At 67.6% G+C, this 16175-nt stretch carries 16 protein-coding genes; 12 read left to right on the forward strand and 4 right to left on the reverse strand.

Annotated features, from left to right (window positions below):
- The first annotated feature begins 96 nt into the window (after positions 1-96).
- The 3 genes from E5A74_RS09290 to E5A74_RS09300 are packed head-to-tail and all read left to right on the forward strand — an operon-like array spanning position 97 to position 2625.
- The gene (locus E5A74_RS09290; protein ID WP_135984084.1) at positions 97-1113 is read left to right on the forward strand and encodes a DNA topoisomerase IB; all 1017 of its coding nucleotides are present in this window, start codon (positions 97-99) and stop codon (positions 1111-1113) included.
- 7 nt (positions 1114-1120) lie between these two features.
- Positions 1121-2245, forward strand: coding sequence for a mechanosensitive ion channel family protein (locus E5A74_RS09295; RefSeq protein WP_135984086.1), 1125 nt, complete (start codon positions 1121-1123; stop codon positions 2243-2245).
- Between the two features lie 2 nt (positions 2246-2247).
- Positions 2248-2625 (forward strand): VOC family protein, encoded by a 378-nt coding sequence (locus E5A74_RS09300; protein WP_135984088.1) that lies wholly within the window; start codon positions 2248-2250, stop codon positions 2623-2625.
- 3 nt (positions 2626-2628) lie between these two features.
- Here the strand turns inward: E5A74_RS09300 and E5A74_RS09305 are convergent, their stop codons facing one another.
- Positions 2629-3108 carry a hypothetical protein gene (locus tag E5A74_RS09305; RefSeq protein WP_135984090.1) on the reverse strand — a complete coding sequence of 160 codons (480 nt, stop codon included), beginning with the start codon at positions 3106-3108 and terminating at the stop codon, positions 2629-2631.
- Between the two features lie 100 nt (positions 3109-3208).
- Between E5A74_RS09305 and E5A74_RS09310 the strand changes: the two genes are divergently transcribed.
- The gene (locus tag E5A74_RS09310) at positions 3209-3829 is read left to right on the forward strand and encodes a TetR/AcrR family transcriptional regulator (RefSeq protein WP_135984092.1); all 621 of its coding nucleotides are present in this window, start codon (positions 3209-3211) and stop codon (positions 3827-3829) included.
- Here E5A74_RS09310 and E5A74_RS09315 read toward each other — a convergent pair.
- Positions 3826-4761, reverse strand: a complete 936-nt coding sequence (locus E5A74_RS09315) for a DUF2167 domain-containing protein (protein ID WP_135984094.1) — start codon at positions 4759-4761, stop codon at positions 3826-3828. The two genes, E5A74_RS09310 and E5A74_RS09315, sit on opposite strands and share 4 nt — an antisense overlap.
- 48 nt (positions 4762-4809) lie before the next feature.
- Complete coding sequence (locus E5A74_RS09320; protein ID WP_135984096.1) at positions 4810-7743, reverse strand: L-glutamate gamma-semialdehyde dehydrogenase; 2934 nt, start codon at positions 7741-7743, stop codon at positions 4810-4812.
- A gap of 133 nt (positions 7744-7876) precedes the next feature.
- Here E5A74_RS09320 and E5A74_RS09325 point away from each other — a divergent pair, with 133 nt between their 5' ends.
- The 7 genes from E5A74_RS09325 (at position 7877) to E5A74_RS09355 (ending at position 12811) form a co-directional block, all read left to right on the forward strand.
- Positions 7877-8332, forward strand: coding sequence for a MaoC family dehydratase (locus tag E5A74_RS09325; RefSeq protein ID WP_135984098.1), 456 nt, complete (start codon positions 7877-7879; stop codon positions 8330-8332).
- Positions 8333-8486: 154 nt separating this feature from the next.
- Positions 8487-9665, forward strand: coding sequence for an acetyl-CoA C-acyltransferase (locus E5A74_RS09330; protein ID WP_135984101.1), 1179 nt, complete (start codon positions 8487-8489; stop codon positions 9663-9665).
- A gap of 189 nt (positions 9666-9854) precedes the next feature.
- The gene (locus E5A74_RS09335; protein WP_135984103.1) at positions 9855-10226 is read left to right on the forward strand and encodes a DUF805 domain-containing protein; all 372 of its coding nucleotides are present in this window, start codon (positions 9855-9857) and stop codon (positions 10224-10226) included.
- A gap of 152 nt (positions 10227-10378) precedes the next feature.
- Positions 10379-11329 (forward strand): glucokinase, encoded by a 951-nt coding sequence (locus E5A74_RS09340; RefSeq protein ID WP_135984105.1) that lies wholly within the window; start codon positions 10379-10381, stop codon positions 11327-11329.
- A 44-nt stretch (positions 11330-11373) separates the two neighbouring features.
- A complete protein-coding gene (locus tag E5A74_RS09345) occupies positions 11374-11856 on the forward strand; it encodes a pyridoxamine 5'-phosphate oxidase family protein (RefSeq protein WP_135984107.1) in 483 nt (160 codons plus the stop codon).
- Positions 11857-12026: 170 nt separating this feature from the next.
- Positions 12027-12395, forward strand: a complete 369-nt coding sequence (locus E5A74_RS09350; protein WP_135984109.1) for a YkvA family protein — start codon at positions 12027-12029, stop codon at positions 12393-12395.
- Between the two features lie 80 nt (positions 12396-12475).
- Positions 12476-12811 carry a hypothetical protein gene (locus E5A74_RS09355; RefSeq protein ID WP_135984112.1) on the forward strand — a complete coding sequence of 112 codons (336 nt, stop codon included), beginning with the start codon at positions 12476-12478 and terminating at the stop codon, positions 12809-12811.
- A gap of 15 nt (positions 12812-12826) precedes the next feature.
- Here the strand turns inward: E5A74_RS09355 and E5A74_RS09360 are convergent, their stop codons facing one another.
- Positions 12827-14056 carry a polyhydroxyalkanoate depolymerase gene (locus E5A74_RS09360; protein ID WP_135984114.1) on the reverse strand — a complete coding sequence of 410 codons (1230 nt, stop codon included), beginning with the start codon at positions 14054-14056 and terminating at the stop codon, positions 12827-12829.
- Positions 14057-14355: 299 nt separating this feature from the next.
- Between E5A74_RS09360 and E5A74_RS09365 the strand changes: the two genes are divergently transcribed.
- A complete protein-coding gene (locus tag E5A74_RS09365; protein ID WP_135984115.1) occupies positions 14356-16140 on the forward strand; it encodes an ABC transporter transmembrane domain-containing protein in 1785 nt (594 codons plus the stop codon).
- Positions 16141-16175: the final 35 nt, after the last annotated feature.

Here is a 16175-nt window from a genome sequence, read left to right on the forward strand (position 1 = left end):
TCCCGGGGGAGTTCGCCGCCAAACATCTTCACCCCCTCGCAGGTTCCGGAACGAAGCGGCGGGCCGCGCATTCAGCGGGGCGAGCGAGGAGGCCGGATGTCGCGCGACGCCATCGTCTATGTCGATGATCAGGAAGCAGGAATCACGCGGCGCAAGGTGCGCCACGGCTGGGGCTATTGGGGCCCGGACGGCGCGCGGATCACCGATCGCGACGAGATCGACCGGCTGAACAAGATCGGCCTTCCCCCCGCCTATCGCGACGCCTGGTTCTGTCCCGATCCCCATGGCCATATCCAGGCGGTGGGCTGGGACGATCGCGGGCGGAAGCAATATCGCTATCACACCGAATTCCGCGAGGCGCAGGAAGCGGCGAAATATGATCGCTGCGCCGGCTTCGGGCACAAGCTGCCGAAGCTGCGCGCGCAGGTCGAGGCCGATCTCAAGCTCCGCGGGCTGTGCAAGGCCAAGGCGGTCGCGGCGGTGGTGCGGCTGCTCGATCTCGGCACGATCCGCGTCGGCAACGAAGCCTATGCGCAGGAGAACAAGAGCTTCGGCGCCACCACGCTGCGCAAGCGCCACGCCAAGGTGCGGGGGCAGACGCTCAAGCTCCAGTTCCGCGCCAAATCGGGCAAGCTGCGGGTGATGACGATCACCGACCGGTCGCTGTCCCGCTTCGTCAAGCGCTGCCAGGACCTGCCCGGCCAGCATCTCTTCCGCTGGCTCGACGAGGCCGGCGAGGCGCATCCGGTCACCTCGACCGACGTCAACGCCTATATCCGCGAGGCGATGGCGGACGATTTCACCGCCAAGCACTTCCGCACCTGGGGCGCCAGCGTGATCGCCTTCGCCGCGCTCGCCAGCGCCGACGAATATCTCGGCATCAAGACGATGCTCGAGCCGGTGACCGAGGCGCTGGGCAACACGCCCTCGATCGCGCGCAAATCCTATGTCCATCCGCGGCTGATCGAGCTGGCCAAGGACAAGGCGGCGCAGGCCGAATTCCGCGATCGCTTGCACCTGCCGCGCGCCACCCGCTACCTCAATCGTTACGAACGCGGTCTGATCGCCTTTCTCGAAGAGGACGTCGCCGCCCCCCGAGCCAAGGCAGCCTGAGTACCGCATGACCAACAAGACCTCCCCGCTTCTCCCCGACTATGATCTCCAGACGCAGACCGAGGTTCTGGTTCGGGATTCGTCGATCTGGGTCCAGTCGCACTGGCTCAATATCCTGATCGCGGCCGGCATCGCCACCGCGATCATCCTCGCGCTCTATGCGGCGCGCAGCTGGGGCCTGCGGCTGTGCAAGCGCGGCGAAGGCGTCGCCAACTGGTATTCGATCTTCGGCCGCGCGGTGGCCAAGACCGGCACCTTCTTCATCATCATGGTCGCGCTGCGGCTGGTCTCCAAATATTCGGGGGCGCCGCCGATCGTCGAGAGCACGATCCAGTTCCTCTTCACCATCGCCGCGGTGTTCCAGGCGGCGATCTGGGTGCGCGAGGTGATCTTCGGACTGGTCGAGCACCGCACCCATGGCGACGATGCCGGGACCGGCCTCGCCAGCGCGCTCGGCATCATCCGCCTGCTCGTCACCATCGTGCTGTTCGCGATCGCGCTGGTGATGGTGCTGAGCAATCTCGGCGTGAACGTCACCGGCCTCGTCGCCGGCCTCGGCATCGGCGGCATCGCGATCGGCCTTGCCGCGCAGGGCATCTTCGGCGACCTGATCGCGGCGCTGTCGATCATCTTCGACCGGCCGTTCCGGCTCGGCGACAACATCAAGTTCGGACCGAGCGAAGGCGTGGTCGAGCAGATCGGGCTCAAATCGACCCGGCTGCGCGGCGCCGCCGGCGAGCTGCGCATCGTCTCGAACCGCAAGCTGCTCGACAACGAGATCCTCAACACCAGCGATCGCATCCGCAACCGCTTCAAATTCGTCTTCAACCTCGGCTTCGATACGCCGCCCGAAGTGGTGGATTCGCTTCCCGGGCTGCTCCGCGACGCCGTCGAGGGCCAAGGCTACAAGCTCAATCATGGCGGGATCACCGGGTTCAGCGCGAGCGGCCTCGATTATGACGTCGAGTTCGAATCGAACGGCATCGATTTCCCCGCCGACGCCCGCGACAAGGTCGCCGCGGCGATCCTCGCGCGGTTCCGCGATCACAAGATCACTTTCGCCTATCCGACCCAGCTCAACATGATCGCGCCCGAACGCCCGTTCCCGCCGATCCAGGAGAAGGAGGAATAGCCGTGCTCAAGGACAAGACCTCGGCCGCGATCGTCGCGTGCAGCGACATCGATGCGGCAAAGCGCTTCTACACGGAGACGCTCGGCCTGCCGCTCGCCGCCGATCATGGCGACGTGTTCACCGTCACTACCGGCGAGAGCCTGCTCAACATCTATCGCAGCGACTTCGCCGGCACCAACAAGGCCAATGCGGCGGTATGGGGCGCCGGCGGAGATGTCGAAGCGATCGCCGCCGAGCTGCGCGGCGCCGGAGTGACGCTCGACGAATATCCCGACGGGTTCGACGCGGTCCGCGACGGCGTGCATGTGAAGGGCGATTTCCGCGCGATCTGGTTCAAGGATCCCGACGGCAACATCCTCCACGTCAACGGCGGCGGCTGAGCCTCACGCGTTCGCCATCCCGACCGAGGCGAGGAAACCGTTCCAGCCGGCGACGGTCATCGTCGCGCGATATTCGGCCTGCATCTCGGGGGTGAGCACCTCGATCATCCGGCTGCCCTCGATCCACAGCTCGAGCACCCCGAACGCGCCGCCGCGCTTGCGGTACTTGGCGGGCCAGCCCTCGCGCTTCGCAATCGCCAGCACCTGCTCGACGCCCATCGCGGTCGCCATCGCGAAGTGCGTCGACGAATGGCGGCCATTGCCTCCGATCGCGCCGACCGCATCGGCGTCTCCCTCGGCTTCGACCAGCTCGGTGCCGCGCGGGTAGACCTCGACCGCGGTGTTGCGATCGTCGCCCGCCATCGCGATCCAGCTGCCGTCGATCACGGGCGGAAACGGACTGGCGACTCCACCCCACAGCTCGGCGATCACTTGTGCCACGCGTCGCGGATCATCGGCATCGATCGAAAGATGAAACAGCATTGCACACTCCCTGTTGCGTGTATGGCGCCGCTAATACGCATGGCACAAATCGTGTCAATTCGCATTTGACACATTTTGTGTCGCATCTATTGGGAGTCCCATGCACAAACGGAAATTCCTGCTCGCCGACCCGGCAAAGCCCGAGGGCCCGGACAATGCCCATACCCGCGCGAAGATCGGCGATGCGCTGGTGGCGCTGCTGGCGGAGGATGTGCGGGTGAATCATGACGCGGTCGCGACGCGCTCCGGAGTGTCGCGCCGCACCGTCTACCGCTATTATCCCGATCAGGAATCGCTGCTGCGCGCGTTGCGCGAACGGGTGACCGCGCTGGCCGGGCCGGGCGTCCATTATCCTGGCTCGACCGACGAACTGCTCGCCACTCTGCCCGCGATCTACGAGGGGTTCGACCGGATCGCGCCGGTCGCCACGGTGATCCGCTCGACTCCGCAGGGCCGCGCCGCCCGGCTCGCCGACCGCGAGGCGCGGGTCGCTGCCTATGCCGCCGCCACGCGCGACGCGGTCGCGGCGCTGCCCGAGGAGGATCGGGTGCGCGCGACCGCGATGCTGCAATTCCTCCACACCTCGGCATGGCTCGAGATGCGCGACCAATGGGGCCTTTCCGGAGGCGATATCGCCCGCACCTGCGACTGGGCGATCCGCGCGCTGCTCGCCGACCTCGCAGCGCGCGGCGACAAGCCGCTCGCGGAGGGGCCGGCCTAGATCGTCTCTTCGTCCTTGCGGCCGAAGAATTTGCGCACCGCGCCCCATGCGGCGGCACCGAACGCGGCGACGCCGAGCAGGATCACCTTGCCGAATTTGAGGAAGATCGCGAGCAGCCCGACCTTCTTGGCGACGCCGACCGCGACACCGCCGGCGACGAGCCCGGCAAGGCCGTATTCGGCGGCCTTGTCGGTCGACGCGTTGAAGTCGCTATAGCCGCCGCCCGGCTCGAAGCTCACCGAACGCCCGAAGCTCTGCGCCGCCGAACGGACGTCGCCGATATCCTTCATCGAGGCGAGCATGTTGAGGCTGAGCACCCCGGTGCGGCCGAGCAGGCGGACGTCGTAGTTGAGGCCGTTGGCCGGATCGCCCTCGACGGCGAGCTCGCGCGCCCAGATCAGCGAATGGTTGACGCCGTCATAGGAGGGCGGCTGCGCCCAGCCGACGAGGTGCATCGCGGGATAGCCGGCCTGTTTGCGATCGGCGTTCTGCTGCTCGGTGCCGTCCTGCATGCCCTTGAGCACGGTGCCGTAATCCTGGCTCCGCGCATCGGCATCGTCGACATGGCCGGTGTCCTCATAGCTGATCACCGCCCCCCAGACATTGTCGAAGATCGTCGTGTCCTTCGCGAGCACGAGCCCGAGCACGCCGTCCCCGGTCTCGGGCGGATTGTGCCACGCCTCGACCAGCACGCGCTTCGCCTCGGCGGCGGGCAGGAAATAATAGCGATCGCCGAGGTGCAGCACCGCCTTGGCCTCGGGGATGCGCACGTCGCCGCTCTGCGGATGCAGGCTCTTCTCGAGCGCCACCATCGCCGGCGGCAGCCCGGGCGACGCCGCGGCTGCCTCGCCTTTCGGCGTGTCCTTCGCGGCCAGCGGCACCGCGACGCACATCAATGCCAGCGCCGCCGCGCTGCTCCCCCATTTCACCATGCCCTTCCCCCTTGGGCCGGGAATCGGCCCCGGGGGGAATTTGGCACGTCAGATGCCGCCTTCGTCAAGCGAAAGCAGCGTCGCATTGCCGCCGGCGCTGGTCGTGTCGACCGAGACCGAGCGCTCGGCGCAGAAGCGCTGGAGATAGTGCGGGCCGCCGGCCTTGGGGCCGGTGCCCGACAGGCCCTCGCCGCCGAAGGGCTGCGAGCCAACCACCGCACCGATCATCGAGCGGTTGATATAGAGATTGCCCACCCGCGCGCGCGCCTCGGCGATCTCGCCCGAGCGGGCGATGCGGCTGTGCAGCCCCATCGTCAGGCCGAAGCCCTTGGCATTGACCCGGGCAATCGTCTCCTCGAGTTGGCCGGCTTTCCACGTCGCGACATGGAGGATCGGGCCGAACCATTCGCGGTCCAGCGCCTCCAGCGAGTCGAGCCGGAGCATCGTTGGCGGTACGAACAAGCCTTGGGCCGGCACCGGCAGGGTCTTGAGCCACTTGCCCTTGCTGCTCTCGCGATAGGCCATCAGCCTGTCATAGGCCGGCTGGTCGATCACCGGGCCGACGTCGGTGGCGGGATCGCCGGGATCGCCGATCACCAGCGTCTCCATCGCGCCGCGCAACATCGCAATCACCGTGTCGGCGATCTCCTCCTGCAGGAGCAGCAGACGCAGCGCCGAGCAGCGCTGACCGGCCGAGCGGAACGACGAGGTCAGCACATCGGCGACGACCTGTTCGGGCAGCGCGGTCGAGTCGACGATCATCGCGTTGATCCCGCCGGTCTCGGCGATCAGCGGCACGATCGGGCGATCCTCGCCTTCGAGCAGCGCGCGCGCGATCTTCTTCGCAGTCGGGGTCGAGCCGGTGAAGGCGACGCCGGCGATGCGCGGATCGGCGGTGATCGCTGCACCGACCTCGGGCCCGCCGGGGACGAGAATCAGCGCGTCCTCGGGCACGCCGGCTTCCCAAGCCAGCTTGACCGCGAGCGCCGCGATCTGGGGAGTCTGCGGGGCGGGCTTGGCGACCACGGTGTTGCCCGTCACCAGCGCCGCGACTGTCTGCCCGAGGAAGATCGCCAGCGGGAAGTTCCACGGCGCGATCGTGGCCCAGACGCCGCGGCCCTCCATCCGCAGCTCGTTGCGCTCGCCGGTCGGCCCCGGCAGCGTCACCGTCGCCAGATCGGCGCGGGCGCGGGCGGCGTAATAGCGGCAGAAATCGGCGGCCTCGCGCACTTCGCCCAGCGCGTCGGGGATCGTCTTGAACGCTTCTTTCACCGCCAGCGCCATCAGCTCGATGCGATTGTGCTCGAGGCTGTCGGCAAGGCGCTCGAGGATCGCGGCGCGGTGTTCGATTGACGTGGCCGACCATTCGGGGACCGCCGCGGCTGCGCGATCGATCGCGGCCTTCGCATCCGCAGCGCTCGCACTGGCGACCGTGAGCGTGGTCGGCGTGATGTCGATCGCCGCGGCGGTGTCGCGCAGCGTGCCCCGCTCCTGCAAGTCGATCCCGCCGCTGTTCTTCCACGTACCGAACAGATCGACCGGCAGCGGGATGCTCGGATGCCGCGAACCGCCCAGCGCGGCGATCTTCTCGGCCGGATCGGCGAGCAGCTCGGCCTCGCTCAGATGCTCGTCGGCGAGCTGGTGGACGAAGCTCGAATTGGCGCCGTTCTCGAGCAGCCGACGGACGAGATAGGCGAGCAGATCCCGGTGCCCGCCGACCGGCGCGTAGATCCGGCAATGATAGCCTTCCTCGCGGACCAGCCGCTCATACAGCCCCTCGCCCATGCCGTGGAGCCGCTGGAACTCGAAATCGCGGCTCTCGCCCGCCCATTCGAGGATCGTCGCGACGGTGAGCGCATTGTGGCTCGCGAAAGCGGGAACGATGTTCTTCGCGTCGAGCATGTCGCGCGCGCAGGCGAGGTACGAGACGTCGGTCGCCGCCTTGCGGGTGAACAGCGGATAGTCGGGCAGGCCCTCGACCTGGGTGCGCTTGATCTCACTGTCCCAATAGGCGCCCTTGACGAGGCGGACGTGCATCGGCCGGCCGAGCTGATCGGCCCAGCCGATCACCGCGCGGGCGCGCTTGCCATAGGCCTGCACCGCCATGCCGAACCCGTCCCAGCCCTTCAATTCGGGCCGCTTCGCCACTGCGCCGATGATGTCGAGGCTCATCTCGAGCCGCTCGCTCTCCTCGGCATCGACCGTCAGCGGAATCCGCTGGCTGCACGCCTCCGAAGCGAGTTGCGCCAGCATGTCGATGAGCTCGGGGACGCATTTATCGTATTGGGCGACTTCGTAGCGCGGGTGGAGCGCGCTGAGCTTGACCGAGATCGAATGCCCCGCCTTGGGATCGCGCCCGACCGCGCGGATCGCCTCGAAATAGGCCTCGAAATACCGTTCGGCATCGGCCTTGGTCCGCGCCGCCTCGCCGAGCATGTCGAAGCTCGCGGTGAAGCCCTGATGCTCGGGTTTCTTCATCCGCTTCATCGCCTCGTCGATGGTGCGGCCCATCACGAAGACCTCGCCCATCATCTTCATCGCCGCGCCCACCGCCTGGCGCACGAAAGGCTCGCCGGCGCGGCTGATCAGCCGGCGCAGCGCGCCTTCCTTGTCGCCGACCACCGCGCGGCCGAGCATCAGCCCCCAGGTCGCCGAATTGACCAGCGCCGAGTTCGACCGGCCAGCATGCGCCTTCCAGTCGGCGTCGCCCAATTTGTCGGCGATCAGCAGGTCGGCGGTCTCGGGATCGGGAACGCGCAGGAACGCCTCGGCGAGGCTGAGCAGCGCGACGCCCTCGGACGAGTTGAGCCGATACTCCTGGAGGAACTGGTTCACCCAGCCGCGATTCTGCGCCGCGCGCAGATCGGCGAGCAGCGCCAGCGCGTGATCCATCACCCGTCCGCGCGACTCGGGGGTGAGCCGCGCGCGCTCGATCAGCGGCTTTAGAACATCGGGTTCGGCCGCGCGGTGCAGCTTCGCCATGGTTGCACGAGGAGAGGACGCTACGTCAGTCGCCATTTTCAAATTCTCGGTCGGGTGAGGCTTGCGAGAGCCCCACCGGGGTCATTAGATGGGGTCGGGCTATGTAAGAAAATTGCGCGGGAGAATAGTCTCGGTGGAAACGATCAGCGTCCAGCAGATGGCCGAAAGCGTCGGAACCGAGCGCGTCTCCGACTGGGTCGAGGTCACCCAGGGCATGATCGACCAGTTCGCCGAGGCGACCGGCGACCACCAGTTCATCCATGTCGATCCCGAACGCGCCGCGCAGACGCCGTTCGGCGGAACGATCGCGCATGGCTTCCTGTCGCTCTCGCTGATGCCGATGCTCGCCGCGAGGACCGGCGCGCCGTCGATCGCGGGCGCCACGATGGGGGTCAATTACGGCGGCAACGAAGTTCGTTTCCTGACCCCGGTCCGCTCCGGCAAGCGCGTGCGCGGCCGTTTCACATTGCTGAAATTCACCGAGCGCAAGCCCGGCGTCTGGGAACAGGTCCAGCAATATGTCCTCGAGATCGAGGGCGAGGAAAAGCCCGCGCTGATCGCCGAATGGATCGCGCTGGTTTACGTTTGAGATCAACAAGCCGCTCCCCTTCCGGGGAGGGGTTGGGGGTGGGTGCGAGCCGCAGGCGAGCCTCCCTCCGCTGAAGAAGAAGCCGACGCTGACGCGTCGGCACCCACCCCCAGCCCCTCCCTTGCAGGGAGGGGAGCAGAAGAGAGAAGAACCCATGCCTCGCTCCGCAGTCATCGTCTCCACCGCCCGCACCCCGATCGGCCGCGCCTATCGCGGCGCGTTCAATGCGCTTCCCGCCCCCACGCTGGGCGCCGCCTCGATCCGCGCCGCGGTCGAGCGGGCCGGGATCGATCCCGCCGAGGTGCAGGACGTGGTGTTCGGCGCCGCGCTCCAGCAGGGCAGCCAGGCCGCCAATATCGCGCGCACCGCACTGCTTCGCGCGGGCCTGCCGGTCTCGGTGGCCGGCATGTCGGTCGATCGCCAGTGCGCCTCGGGGCTGATGGCGATCGCCACCGCCGCCAAGGAGATCGTGGTCGACAATATGGACATCGCGATCGGCGGCGGCGTCGAGTCCATCTCGCTCGTCCAGACTCCGGCGATGCGCGTCGAGCCCGACAGGGAGCTGCTCGCGATGCACGGCGACATCTACATGCCGATGCTGCAGACCGCCGAAGTGGTCGCCGCGCGCTACGGCATCGGCCGCGACCGCTGCGACGAATATGCCCTTCAGTCGCAGCAGCGCACCGCCGCCGCGCAGGCCGCGGGCAAGTTCGACGACGAGATCGTCGCGGTCACCGCGACGATGAACGTCGTCAACAAGGAGACCAAGGAAGTCAGCCAGAAGGAAGTCACGCTCGCAAAGGACGAGGGTAACCGCGCCGACACCACGCTGGAGGGCCTGAAGGGGCTCAATCCCGTTCTGCCCAACGGCACCGTCACCGCCGGCAATGCCTCGCAGCTCTCGGACGGCAGCTCGGCCAGCGTGCTGATGGAGGAATCGCTCGCTTCCAAGCGCGGGCTCACCCCGCTCGGCCGCTATGTCGGCATGGCCGTCGCCGGCACCAAGCCCGACGAGATGGGCATCGGCCCGGTCTTCGCGATCCCGAAGCTGCTCGAGCGCTACAACCTCAAGATGGACGATATCGGCCTGTGGGAGCTCAACGAGGCGTTCGCGGTGCAGGTGCTCTATTGCCAGGACAAGCTCGGCATCCCGGGCGAGCTGCTCAACGTCAATGGCGGCGCGATCTCGATCGGCCACCCCTATGGCATGAGCGGCGCGCGGATGACCGGCCATGCGCTGATCGAAGGCAAGCGCCGCGGCGCGAAGTACGTCGTCGTGACGATGTGCATCGGCGGCGGCATGGGCGCGGCCGGACTGTTCGAGGTTCTCTGAGGCGTTGACGAGGGTGCCGCTCGGCGGCACCCTCTCCGGATGGAGATCATGCCAAATCGGGGCGTTGCGTTTCTCGGCGCCATCACCCTTGCCCTATCGCAAGGCCTTCGACTTTCACGGGCGTGAGACGCGCACGAACGCCTTTGTTGGCTTGCTCATCGTCGTCACTTTGGCGGGGGCGTCGTCGCGATGCTTCCGGCCGCGGATCTGCGCGACCCGCTCGGGGCCGGCCGGGATATCACCATCGCACGGTTCGCTGCCCAGCTGATCGCCTGCGCGCCGGTCGCGACGCTGCTTGCGCGGAGGCTGCATGATGCGGGGCTGCCGGGTCTCCCCGCGCTGCCGCTGGTGCCCGCCACACTGTTTCTCAGCTATTGGCATCATCTGACGTTCCTGTCGCCGACCGTCCCGGATCTGCCGCTCTGGGCAAGCCGGCTCCAGATCGCATCGGTGCTCATCCTTTACGCGATCGTTTTTCTCCCGCCGTCCGGACGCGGCTTGCGCTATGGCCCCGATCCTCGCCTGCCCTCGCAGCCGGGCGGTCTGCAGACAGCGCAATAATCCGTCGTTTGCCCAACGGCTTGCATAACAAAGCTGCATTCTTTAGCCTTTGACAACGCTGCCATCGCCTGGCGTTGTTGTTTCCGTAACGACTGTTAGCGATATCAGTGCCGGAGCCTCCGCCAAAAGGGGGCCGTACAGGAGGGGCCGCAATGGCGGGTGACGTGGCGTTGGTGGCCGATATCGGCCGCCAATCGGTTCGATTCGGGCTGACCGGCGGCGATGCGGGGATGATGCCGCGCGACGTGCGCAAATACATGACCGCCGAACACCCGACCTTCACCAGCGCGCTGGTCGCCTATCTGAGCGGCGTCGGCATGCAGGAAGCGCGGCTGCCGAGCGTCCTCGCCGTAGCCGGTGCGGTCCGCGGCGACCTGATCAACCTCACCGGCAGCCGCTGGTACATCTCGCTTTCAGGCGTCGAGGCGGTGCTGCGCTCGCGCCCGCGCGCGCTCAACGAATGCGCCGCCAACGCGCTCGCGCTCACCATGCTGCCGGTTTCGGCCTTCACACCGCTGCAGGGACCCACGCCGCGGCTGGTCGAGACGGGCGGCAATTATCTCGTGATCGGCACCGGCACCGGGCTCGGCGTCGCGGCGCTGGTGACGAGCAACGGCCGACTCGGCGCGATCCAGACCGAGGCGGGGCACATGTCGTTCGCGGCGAGCACCGCTGACGAGCGTAAATTCGCCGATCATTGCACCGCGCGCGGCCTGCCGTTCGATGTCGAGACGCTGCTGAGCGCCCCCGGGCTTCTGCTCGCCTATGAGGCGCTGTCGGGCGGCAGGAAGCTCGACAAGCCCGAGGACGTCACGCGCAATGTCGGGCGCGATCCGGTGAGCACTGCGGTGGTGCGGATGTTCGTCGAGCATCTCGGCAGCTTTGCCGGCGATCTCGCGCTGGCCTATGGTGCGTGGGACGGGGTGTTCCTGACCGGGGCGATCGCCCGCGCGCTGCATCCGCAGCTGATGGATCCCGGCTTCCGGCGCCGGCTGGAGGGCAAGGCCGCGTTCCGCCGCCAGCTCTCCGAGGTGCCCGTCGCGCTGGTCAACCGGACCGACCTCGAGCTGCTCGGCGCCGCCGCTGCGCTGGGGAACGCCTGAACGCCCGCGCCGTTACTCTCCCGAACGCAATCCGGGAGTGAATCATGGCCGACGCCGCCGAACTCAAGCAGGACCTGTGGAAGAAGCTGGCCGACAGCCCGTTCGTGATGATCGGGCTGATGGACAGCCCCGAGCATCATATCCCGCTGACCGCGCAGCTCGATCCCGACCAGGTCGACACGCTGTTCTTCTTCATCGGCAAGGACAATCGCCTCGCCCCGGGCGGGCGCGCGATGGCGCATTTCGTCTCGAAGGGGCATGATTATTTCGCCTGCTTCGACGGCACCGCGAAGATCGACAACGACTTCGGCATGATCGAGAAATTGTGGAACCGCCATGTCGAGGCGTGGTTTCCGGGCGGCAAGGACGATCCCAACCTCGCGCTGCTGCGCTTCGACATCGACACCGCCGAGCTGTGGGAGACCGACATGTCGGTATCGGGCAAGCTCAAGCTGCTGTTCGGCGGCACGATCAAGGGCGGCGAGGAAGGCAGCCATGCCGTGGTGGGCACCACTGCGGAGTCGTGACCCCCGGATATGATGCCGTCACCGCCGCGAAAGCGGAGCCCCCTCTCCACGGCGCGCGGCACGCGAATACACCGGCGGTGCCCGTTGCGCGTGCACGAGATGGGTCCTCGCTTTCGCGGGAATGACGATAAGGGCTTGTCAGGGTGCGCCCGGGGCGCGATCCATCGGTCATGGGGCCATCGCTCGCGCACCGCATCCGCACCGAGGCGCACGCCGTCTACCTCGCGGTACGCGACCCGCGGACACCGCTTTATGCCAAGCTGTTCGGCCTGTTCGTCGCCGCCTATGCGCTGTCGCCGATCGACCTCATCCCCGATTTCATCCCCGTGATCGGACTGCTCGACGACGTGATCCTGATCCCGATCGGCATCTGGCTGTTCGAGAAGATGATCCCCGCCGGCCAGTTCGCCGAGCATAGAGCGGCGGCCGAGATCGCCACGCGCCGGCCGGTGAGCTGGGGCGGCGTGCTGATCGTGCTGACGATCTGGGGACTGCTCGCGCTGCTTGCGTGGAGCGCGCTGGTCACGGCCTACGACTGACCGGCCGCCGGGTTGCGGCTATTCTCGATCCTGTCATGTTGCGGCTTCACGAACGGGCGCAAAAGGGAGCCTTGCGAACGATGAGTCACGATCTGCGGAACCGCCTTGGCGGGCTGTTGGCGCTTGTGCTGGGCGTTGCCATGGCGTGGCACGAGATCTGGCTGCCGCTCGAGGCGGCGCGGGCGCACGCGCCCGAGGTGCGCTACCAGACGACGATCTTCGCGATCGTGCCGCTGCTGATCGTCTTCGGGCTGTTCCTGCTGATCGGCGGCGCGCGCTGGCCCTACCGCGACGTCGCGCGGCAGACGCTGACTCCGGCGGGCTGGGCGCTGATGGCGGTGGTCGCGATCAGCGCCGGCCTTTCGTGGTTCTGGCTGAGCAGCACCTTCACCGCGCTCGGCTATCAGCACGGCTGAGCAGCGCGCCGCGGCTCAATCGTGCGCGGCGATCCACTGCTCGAGCACCGGCGCGATCTTCGTCCGCCATTTCGAGCCGTTGAAGATGCCGTAATGGCCCACGGCCGGCGCCATGTGATATTGCTTGAGCTTCGCCGGCAGCTTGTCGGCGATGGTCAGCGCGGCCCTGGTCTGGCCGAGCCCCGAGATGTCGTCGCGCTCGCCCTCGATCGCGAGGATCGCGACGTCGGTGATCGCCGAAGGATCGACCCGGCGGCCGCGATGGAGCATCTCGCCCTTCGGGAGCGCGTGGCTCTGGAACACCACGTCGATCGTCTGGAGGTAGAATTCGGCGGTCATGTCGCAGACCGAGCGATATTCCTCGTAGAAGGACATCGTCGATTCAGCGCCCTCGTCATCGCCCTGGACGAGATGCTTGAACATCTCCCAATGGCTGATCATGTGGCTGCCGAGGTTCATCGTCATGAACCCCGCAAGCTGCAGGAAGCCGGGATAGACTTTCCGGCCCGCGCCCGGATAGGTGACCGGGATCGTCGCGATGACGTTCTGCTCGAACCAGGCGTGCGGCCGTTCGGTCGCCAGCGTGTTGACCGCGGTCGGCGCCTCGCGCGTGTCGATCGGGCCGCCCATCATGGTGAGCGTCTTCGGGCGGTTGGGATGCTTGTCGGCGCTCATCAGCGCCGCGGTCGCGAAGGCCGGCACCGAAGGCTGGCACACTGCGAGCACATGCGCGCGCGGATCGCCGTCCTTGCCGATAAAGGCGAGAAACTCGGTTAGATAGTCGATATAGTCGTCGAGGTCGAAGCGGCCGTCGGCGAGCGGGACCAGCTTCGCGTCGCGCCAATCGGTGATGTAGACATCGGCGACCGGCAGCATCCGCTCGACCGTGCCGCGCAGCAGCGTGGCGTAGTGACCCGACATCGGGGCCACGATCAGCAGCCTGGGGCCGCCCTCCACGCCCTGCCGCACGAAGCGCTTGAGCTGGCCGAACGGCTTGCGCAGCACGATCTCCTCGCGGACCTCGACCTGCTTGCCGTCGATCGTGGTGAAATCGAGCCCGAAATTCGGCTTGCCGCGCGGCGCGGCGGCATGGGCGAACACCTCGAGCGCCGAGGCGAGCACCGGACCGCCGCCGAAATAGGCGAAGGGATTGGCCGGATTGTTGAGCAGCCCGGCCGAGAAATTGGCCCAGGCACTGGCGCCGGCAAGCAGGGAGCGCTGAATCTCGTAGGCGTCGTAGAGCATTGCATTCCTTCCACCGTCACCCGTTGGAACGGCGGCGACTTGTCTTATCAATATAGCGCGCCCCGGGGCGGTGCAACGTTGTCATACCAAATCTTCCAAATATGAGACGAGTTCCCAACTCCCTCTCCCGTCGGGAGAGGGAGGGAACCGGCGCAGCCGGCGGAAGGGTGAGGGCAGAAACTTGAGCAAGCTGCCCTCACCCTTCCCACTCGCTTCGCAAGCCGGCCCCTTCCCGCTCCCGGCGGGAGCGGGAGCAAGAGAGGTTCCCCTCCCCGCCCATTCACGCTAGTCCGCGCGCCATGGCCGAAACCGTACCGCCTGCGCCCGTTCCGCAACCGCGGCGCAAGCTCAGCAATCTGCTCGTCATCTGGAGCTTCACCCGCCGCTATCCGCTCCAGCTCGCGGTGGCGACGCTGGCGCTGGTCGCCTCGTCGCTGGCGACGCTGTGGATCCCGCGGACCTTCAAGCAGATCGTCGACAACGGTTTCGCCCAGGGCGCCGACACCAGCAAGATCGGCGTCTATTTCCAGGGGCTGCTGCTCGTCGTCCTCGCGCTCGCGGTGGCCACCGCGGTGCGCTTCTTCTTCGTCTCGTGGGTCGGCGAGCGCACCGTCGCCGACATGCGCATGGCGGTGCATCGCAACCTGCTGCGCCTCCCGCCCAAATGGTTCGAGGAAAACCGCCCGTCAGAGATCGCCTCGCGGCTGACCTCGGATACCGCGATCGTCGAGATGGTGGTCGGCAACACCGTCTCGACTGCGCTGAGGAACCTGCTCACCGGCGTGGGCGGGATCATCTATCTGTTCACGCTCGCGCCCAAGATCGCCGCCTATCTGATCGTCGGAATCCCGCTGATCGTGCTGCCGATCGTCTGGCTGGGCGGCCGGGTGCGTTCGCTGTCGCGCTCGAGCCAGGACCGGGTCGCCGATATCGGCGCGATCGCCTCCGAGACGCTCGGCGCGATGCGCATCGTCCAGGCTTTCGGGCAGGAGAAGCGCGAGGCCCAGCGCTTCGAAGGCGCGGTCTCGCGCAGCTTCGCCGCGGCGCAGCGCCGCTTCGGCCTGCGCGCGGTGATGACCGCCGCGGTGATCGGGCTGCTCTTCACCGCGATCACGCTGATCATGTGGGACGCGGTGTACGGCGTCGCCGAGGGCCGCATTTCGGGCGGTGCGATCACGGCGTTCGTGATCACCGCCGGGCTCGTCACCGGATCGTTCGGCGCGCTCACCGAAGTCTATGGCGAGCTGCTGCGCGGCTCGGGCGCCGCCAGCCGGCTCGCCGAGCTGCTGCGCGAGGAGCCCGACATCGCCGCGCCGGCGAACCCGGTGCCGTTGCCCCAGCCGCCGCAGGGCGCAGTGGGGTTCGAGAGCGTGACCTTCCGCTACCCGACGCGCCCCGAAGTATCGGCGTTGGCCGACTTCTCGCTCGACGTGCGCCCGGGCGAGACCGTCGCGGTGGTCGGCCCTTCCGGCGCGGGCAAATCGACGCTCTTCCAGCTGCTGCAGCGCTTCTACGATCCCGACACGGGCTGCGTCCGTGTCGACGGCATCGACATCCGCCAGGCCGATCCCGCCGAGATCCGCGGCCGCATGGCGATCGTGCCGCAGGAGACGGTGATCTTCGCCGCCAGCGCGCGCGACAATCTGCGTTACGGCGCGTGGGACGCGAGCGACGCGGCGATCTGGGCCGCAGCCGAGGCGGCCAACGCCGCCGAGTTTCTGCGCGAGCTGCCGCAGGGGCTCGAGACCTTTCTCGGCGAAGGCGGCGCGCGCCTTTCGGGCGGCCAGCGCCAGCGCATCGCGATCGCGCGCGCGCTGCTCCGCGACGCCCCGATCCTGTTGCTCGACGAGGCGACCTCGGCGCTCGACGCCGAGAGCGAGCGGCTCGTCCAGGACGCGCTCGAGCGGCTGATGGCGAACCGCACCACTTTGGTGATCGCGCACCGGCTCGCCACCGTGCGCGCGGCGGACCGGATCATCGTGATGGACGAAGGCCGCATCGTCGAGACCGGCAACCATGCCGAGTTGGTCGGCGCCAACGGTCTCTACGCACGGCTCGCCGCGCTGCAGTTCAACGAGGCCTGAGCAGCGCCTCCGCCGGGCATCGGCCGGCGCCTCGC

Source organism: Sphingomonas naasensis, assembly GCF_004792695.1.
Lineage (GTDB): Bacteria > Pseudomonadota > Alphaproteobacteria > Sphingomonadales > Sphingomonadaceae > Sphingomonas > Sphingomonas naasensis.

What these genes read in the sequence shown, in the direction of transcription:
- E5A74_RS09290 (WP_135984084.1), top strand. Translation starts at nt 97, where the DNA reads ATGTCGCGCGACGCCATCGTCTATGTCGATGATCAGGAAGCAGGAATC.
- E5A74_RS09295 (WP_135984086.1), top strand. Translation starts at nt 1,121, where the DNA reads ATGACCAACAAGACCTCCCCGCTTCTCCCCGACTATGATCTCCAGACG.
- E5A74_RS09305 (WP_135984090.1), bottom strand. Translation starts at nt 3,108, where the DNA reads ATGCTGTTTCATCTTTCGATCGATGCCGATGATCCGCGACGCGTGGCA.
- E5A74_RS09310 (WP_135984092.1), top strand. Translation starts at nt 3,209, where the DNA reads ATGCACAAACGGAAATTCCTGCTCGCCGACCCGGCAAAGCCCGAGGGC.
- E5A74_RS09315 (WP_135984094.1), bottom strand. Translation starts at nt 4,761, where the DNA reads ATGGTGAAATGGGGGAGCAGCGCGGCGGCGCTGGCATTGATGTGCGTC.
- E5A74_RS09320 (WP_135984096.1), bottom strand. Translation starts at nt 7,743, where the DNA reads ATGGCGAAGCTGCACCGCGCGGCCGAACCCGATGTTCTAAAGCCGCTG.
- E5A74_RS09330 (WP_135984101.1), top strand. Translation starts at nt 8,487, where the DNA reads ATGCCTCGCTCCGCAGTCATCGTCTCCACCGCCCGCACCCCGATCGGC.
- E5A74_RS09335 (WP_135984103.1), top strand. Translation starts at nt 9,855, where the DNA reads ATGCTTCCGGCCGCGGATCTGCGCGACCCGCTCGGGGCCGGCCGGGAT.
- E5A74_RS09340 (WP_135984105.1), top strand. Translation starts at nt 10,379, where the DNA reads ATGGCGGGTGACGTGGCGTTGGTGGCCGATATCGGCCGCCAATCGGTT.
- E5A74_RS09345 (WP_135984107.1), top strand. Translation starts at nt 11,374, where the DNA reads ATGGCCGACGCCGCCGAACTCAAGCAGGACCTGTGGAAGAAGCTGGCC.
- E5A74_RS09350 (WP_135984109.1), top strand. Translation starts at nt 12,027, where the DNA reads ATGGGGCCATCGCTCGCGCACCGCATCCGCACCGAGGCGCACGCCGTC.
- E5A74_RS09355 (WP_135984112.1), top strand. Translation starts at nt 12,476, where the DNA reads ATGAGTCACGATCTGCGGAACCGCCTTGGCGGGCTGTTGGCGCTTGTG.
- E5A74_RS09360 (WP_135984114.1), bottom strand. Translation starts at nt 14,056, where the DNA reads ATGCTCTACGACGCCTACGAGATTCAGCGCTCCCTGCTTGCCGGCGCC.
- E5A74_RS09365 (WP_135984115.1), top strand. Translation starts at nt 14,356, where the DNA reads ATGGCCGAAACCGTACCGCCTGCGCCCGTTCCGCAACCGCGGCGCAAG.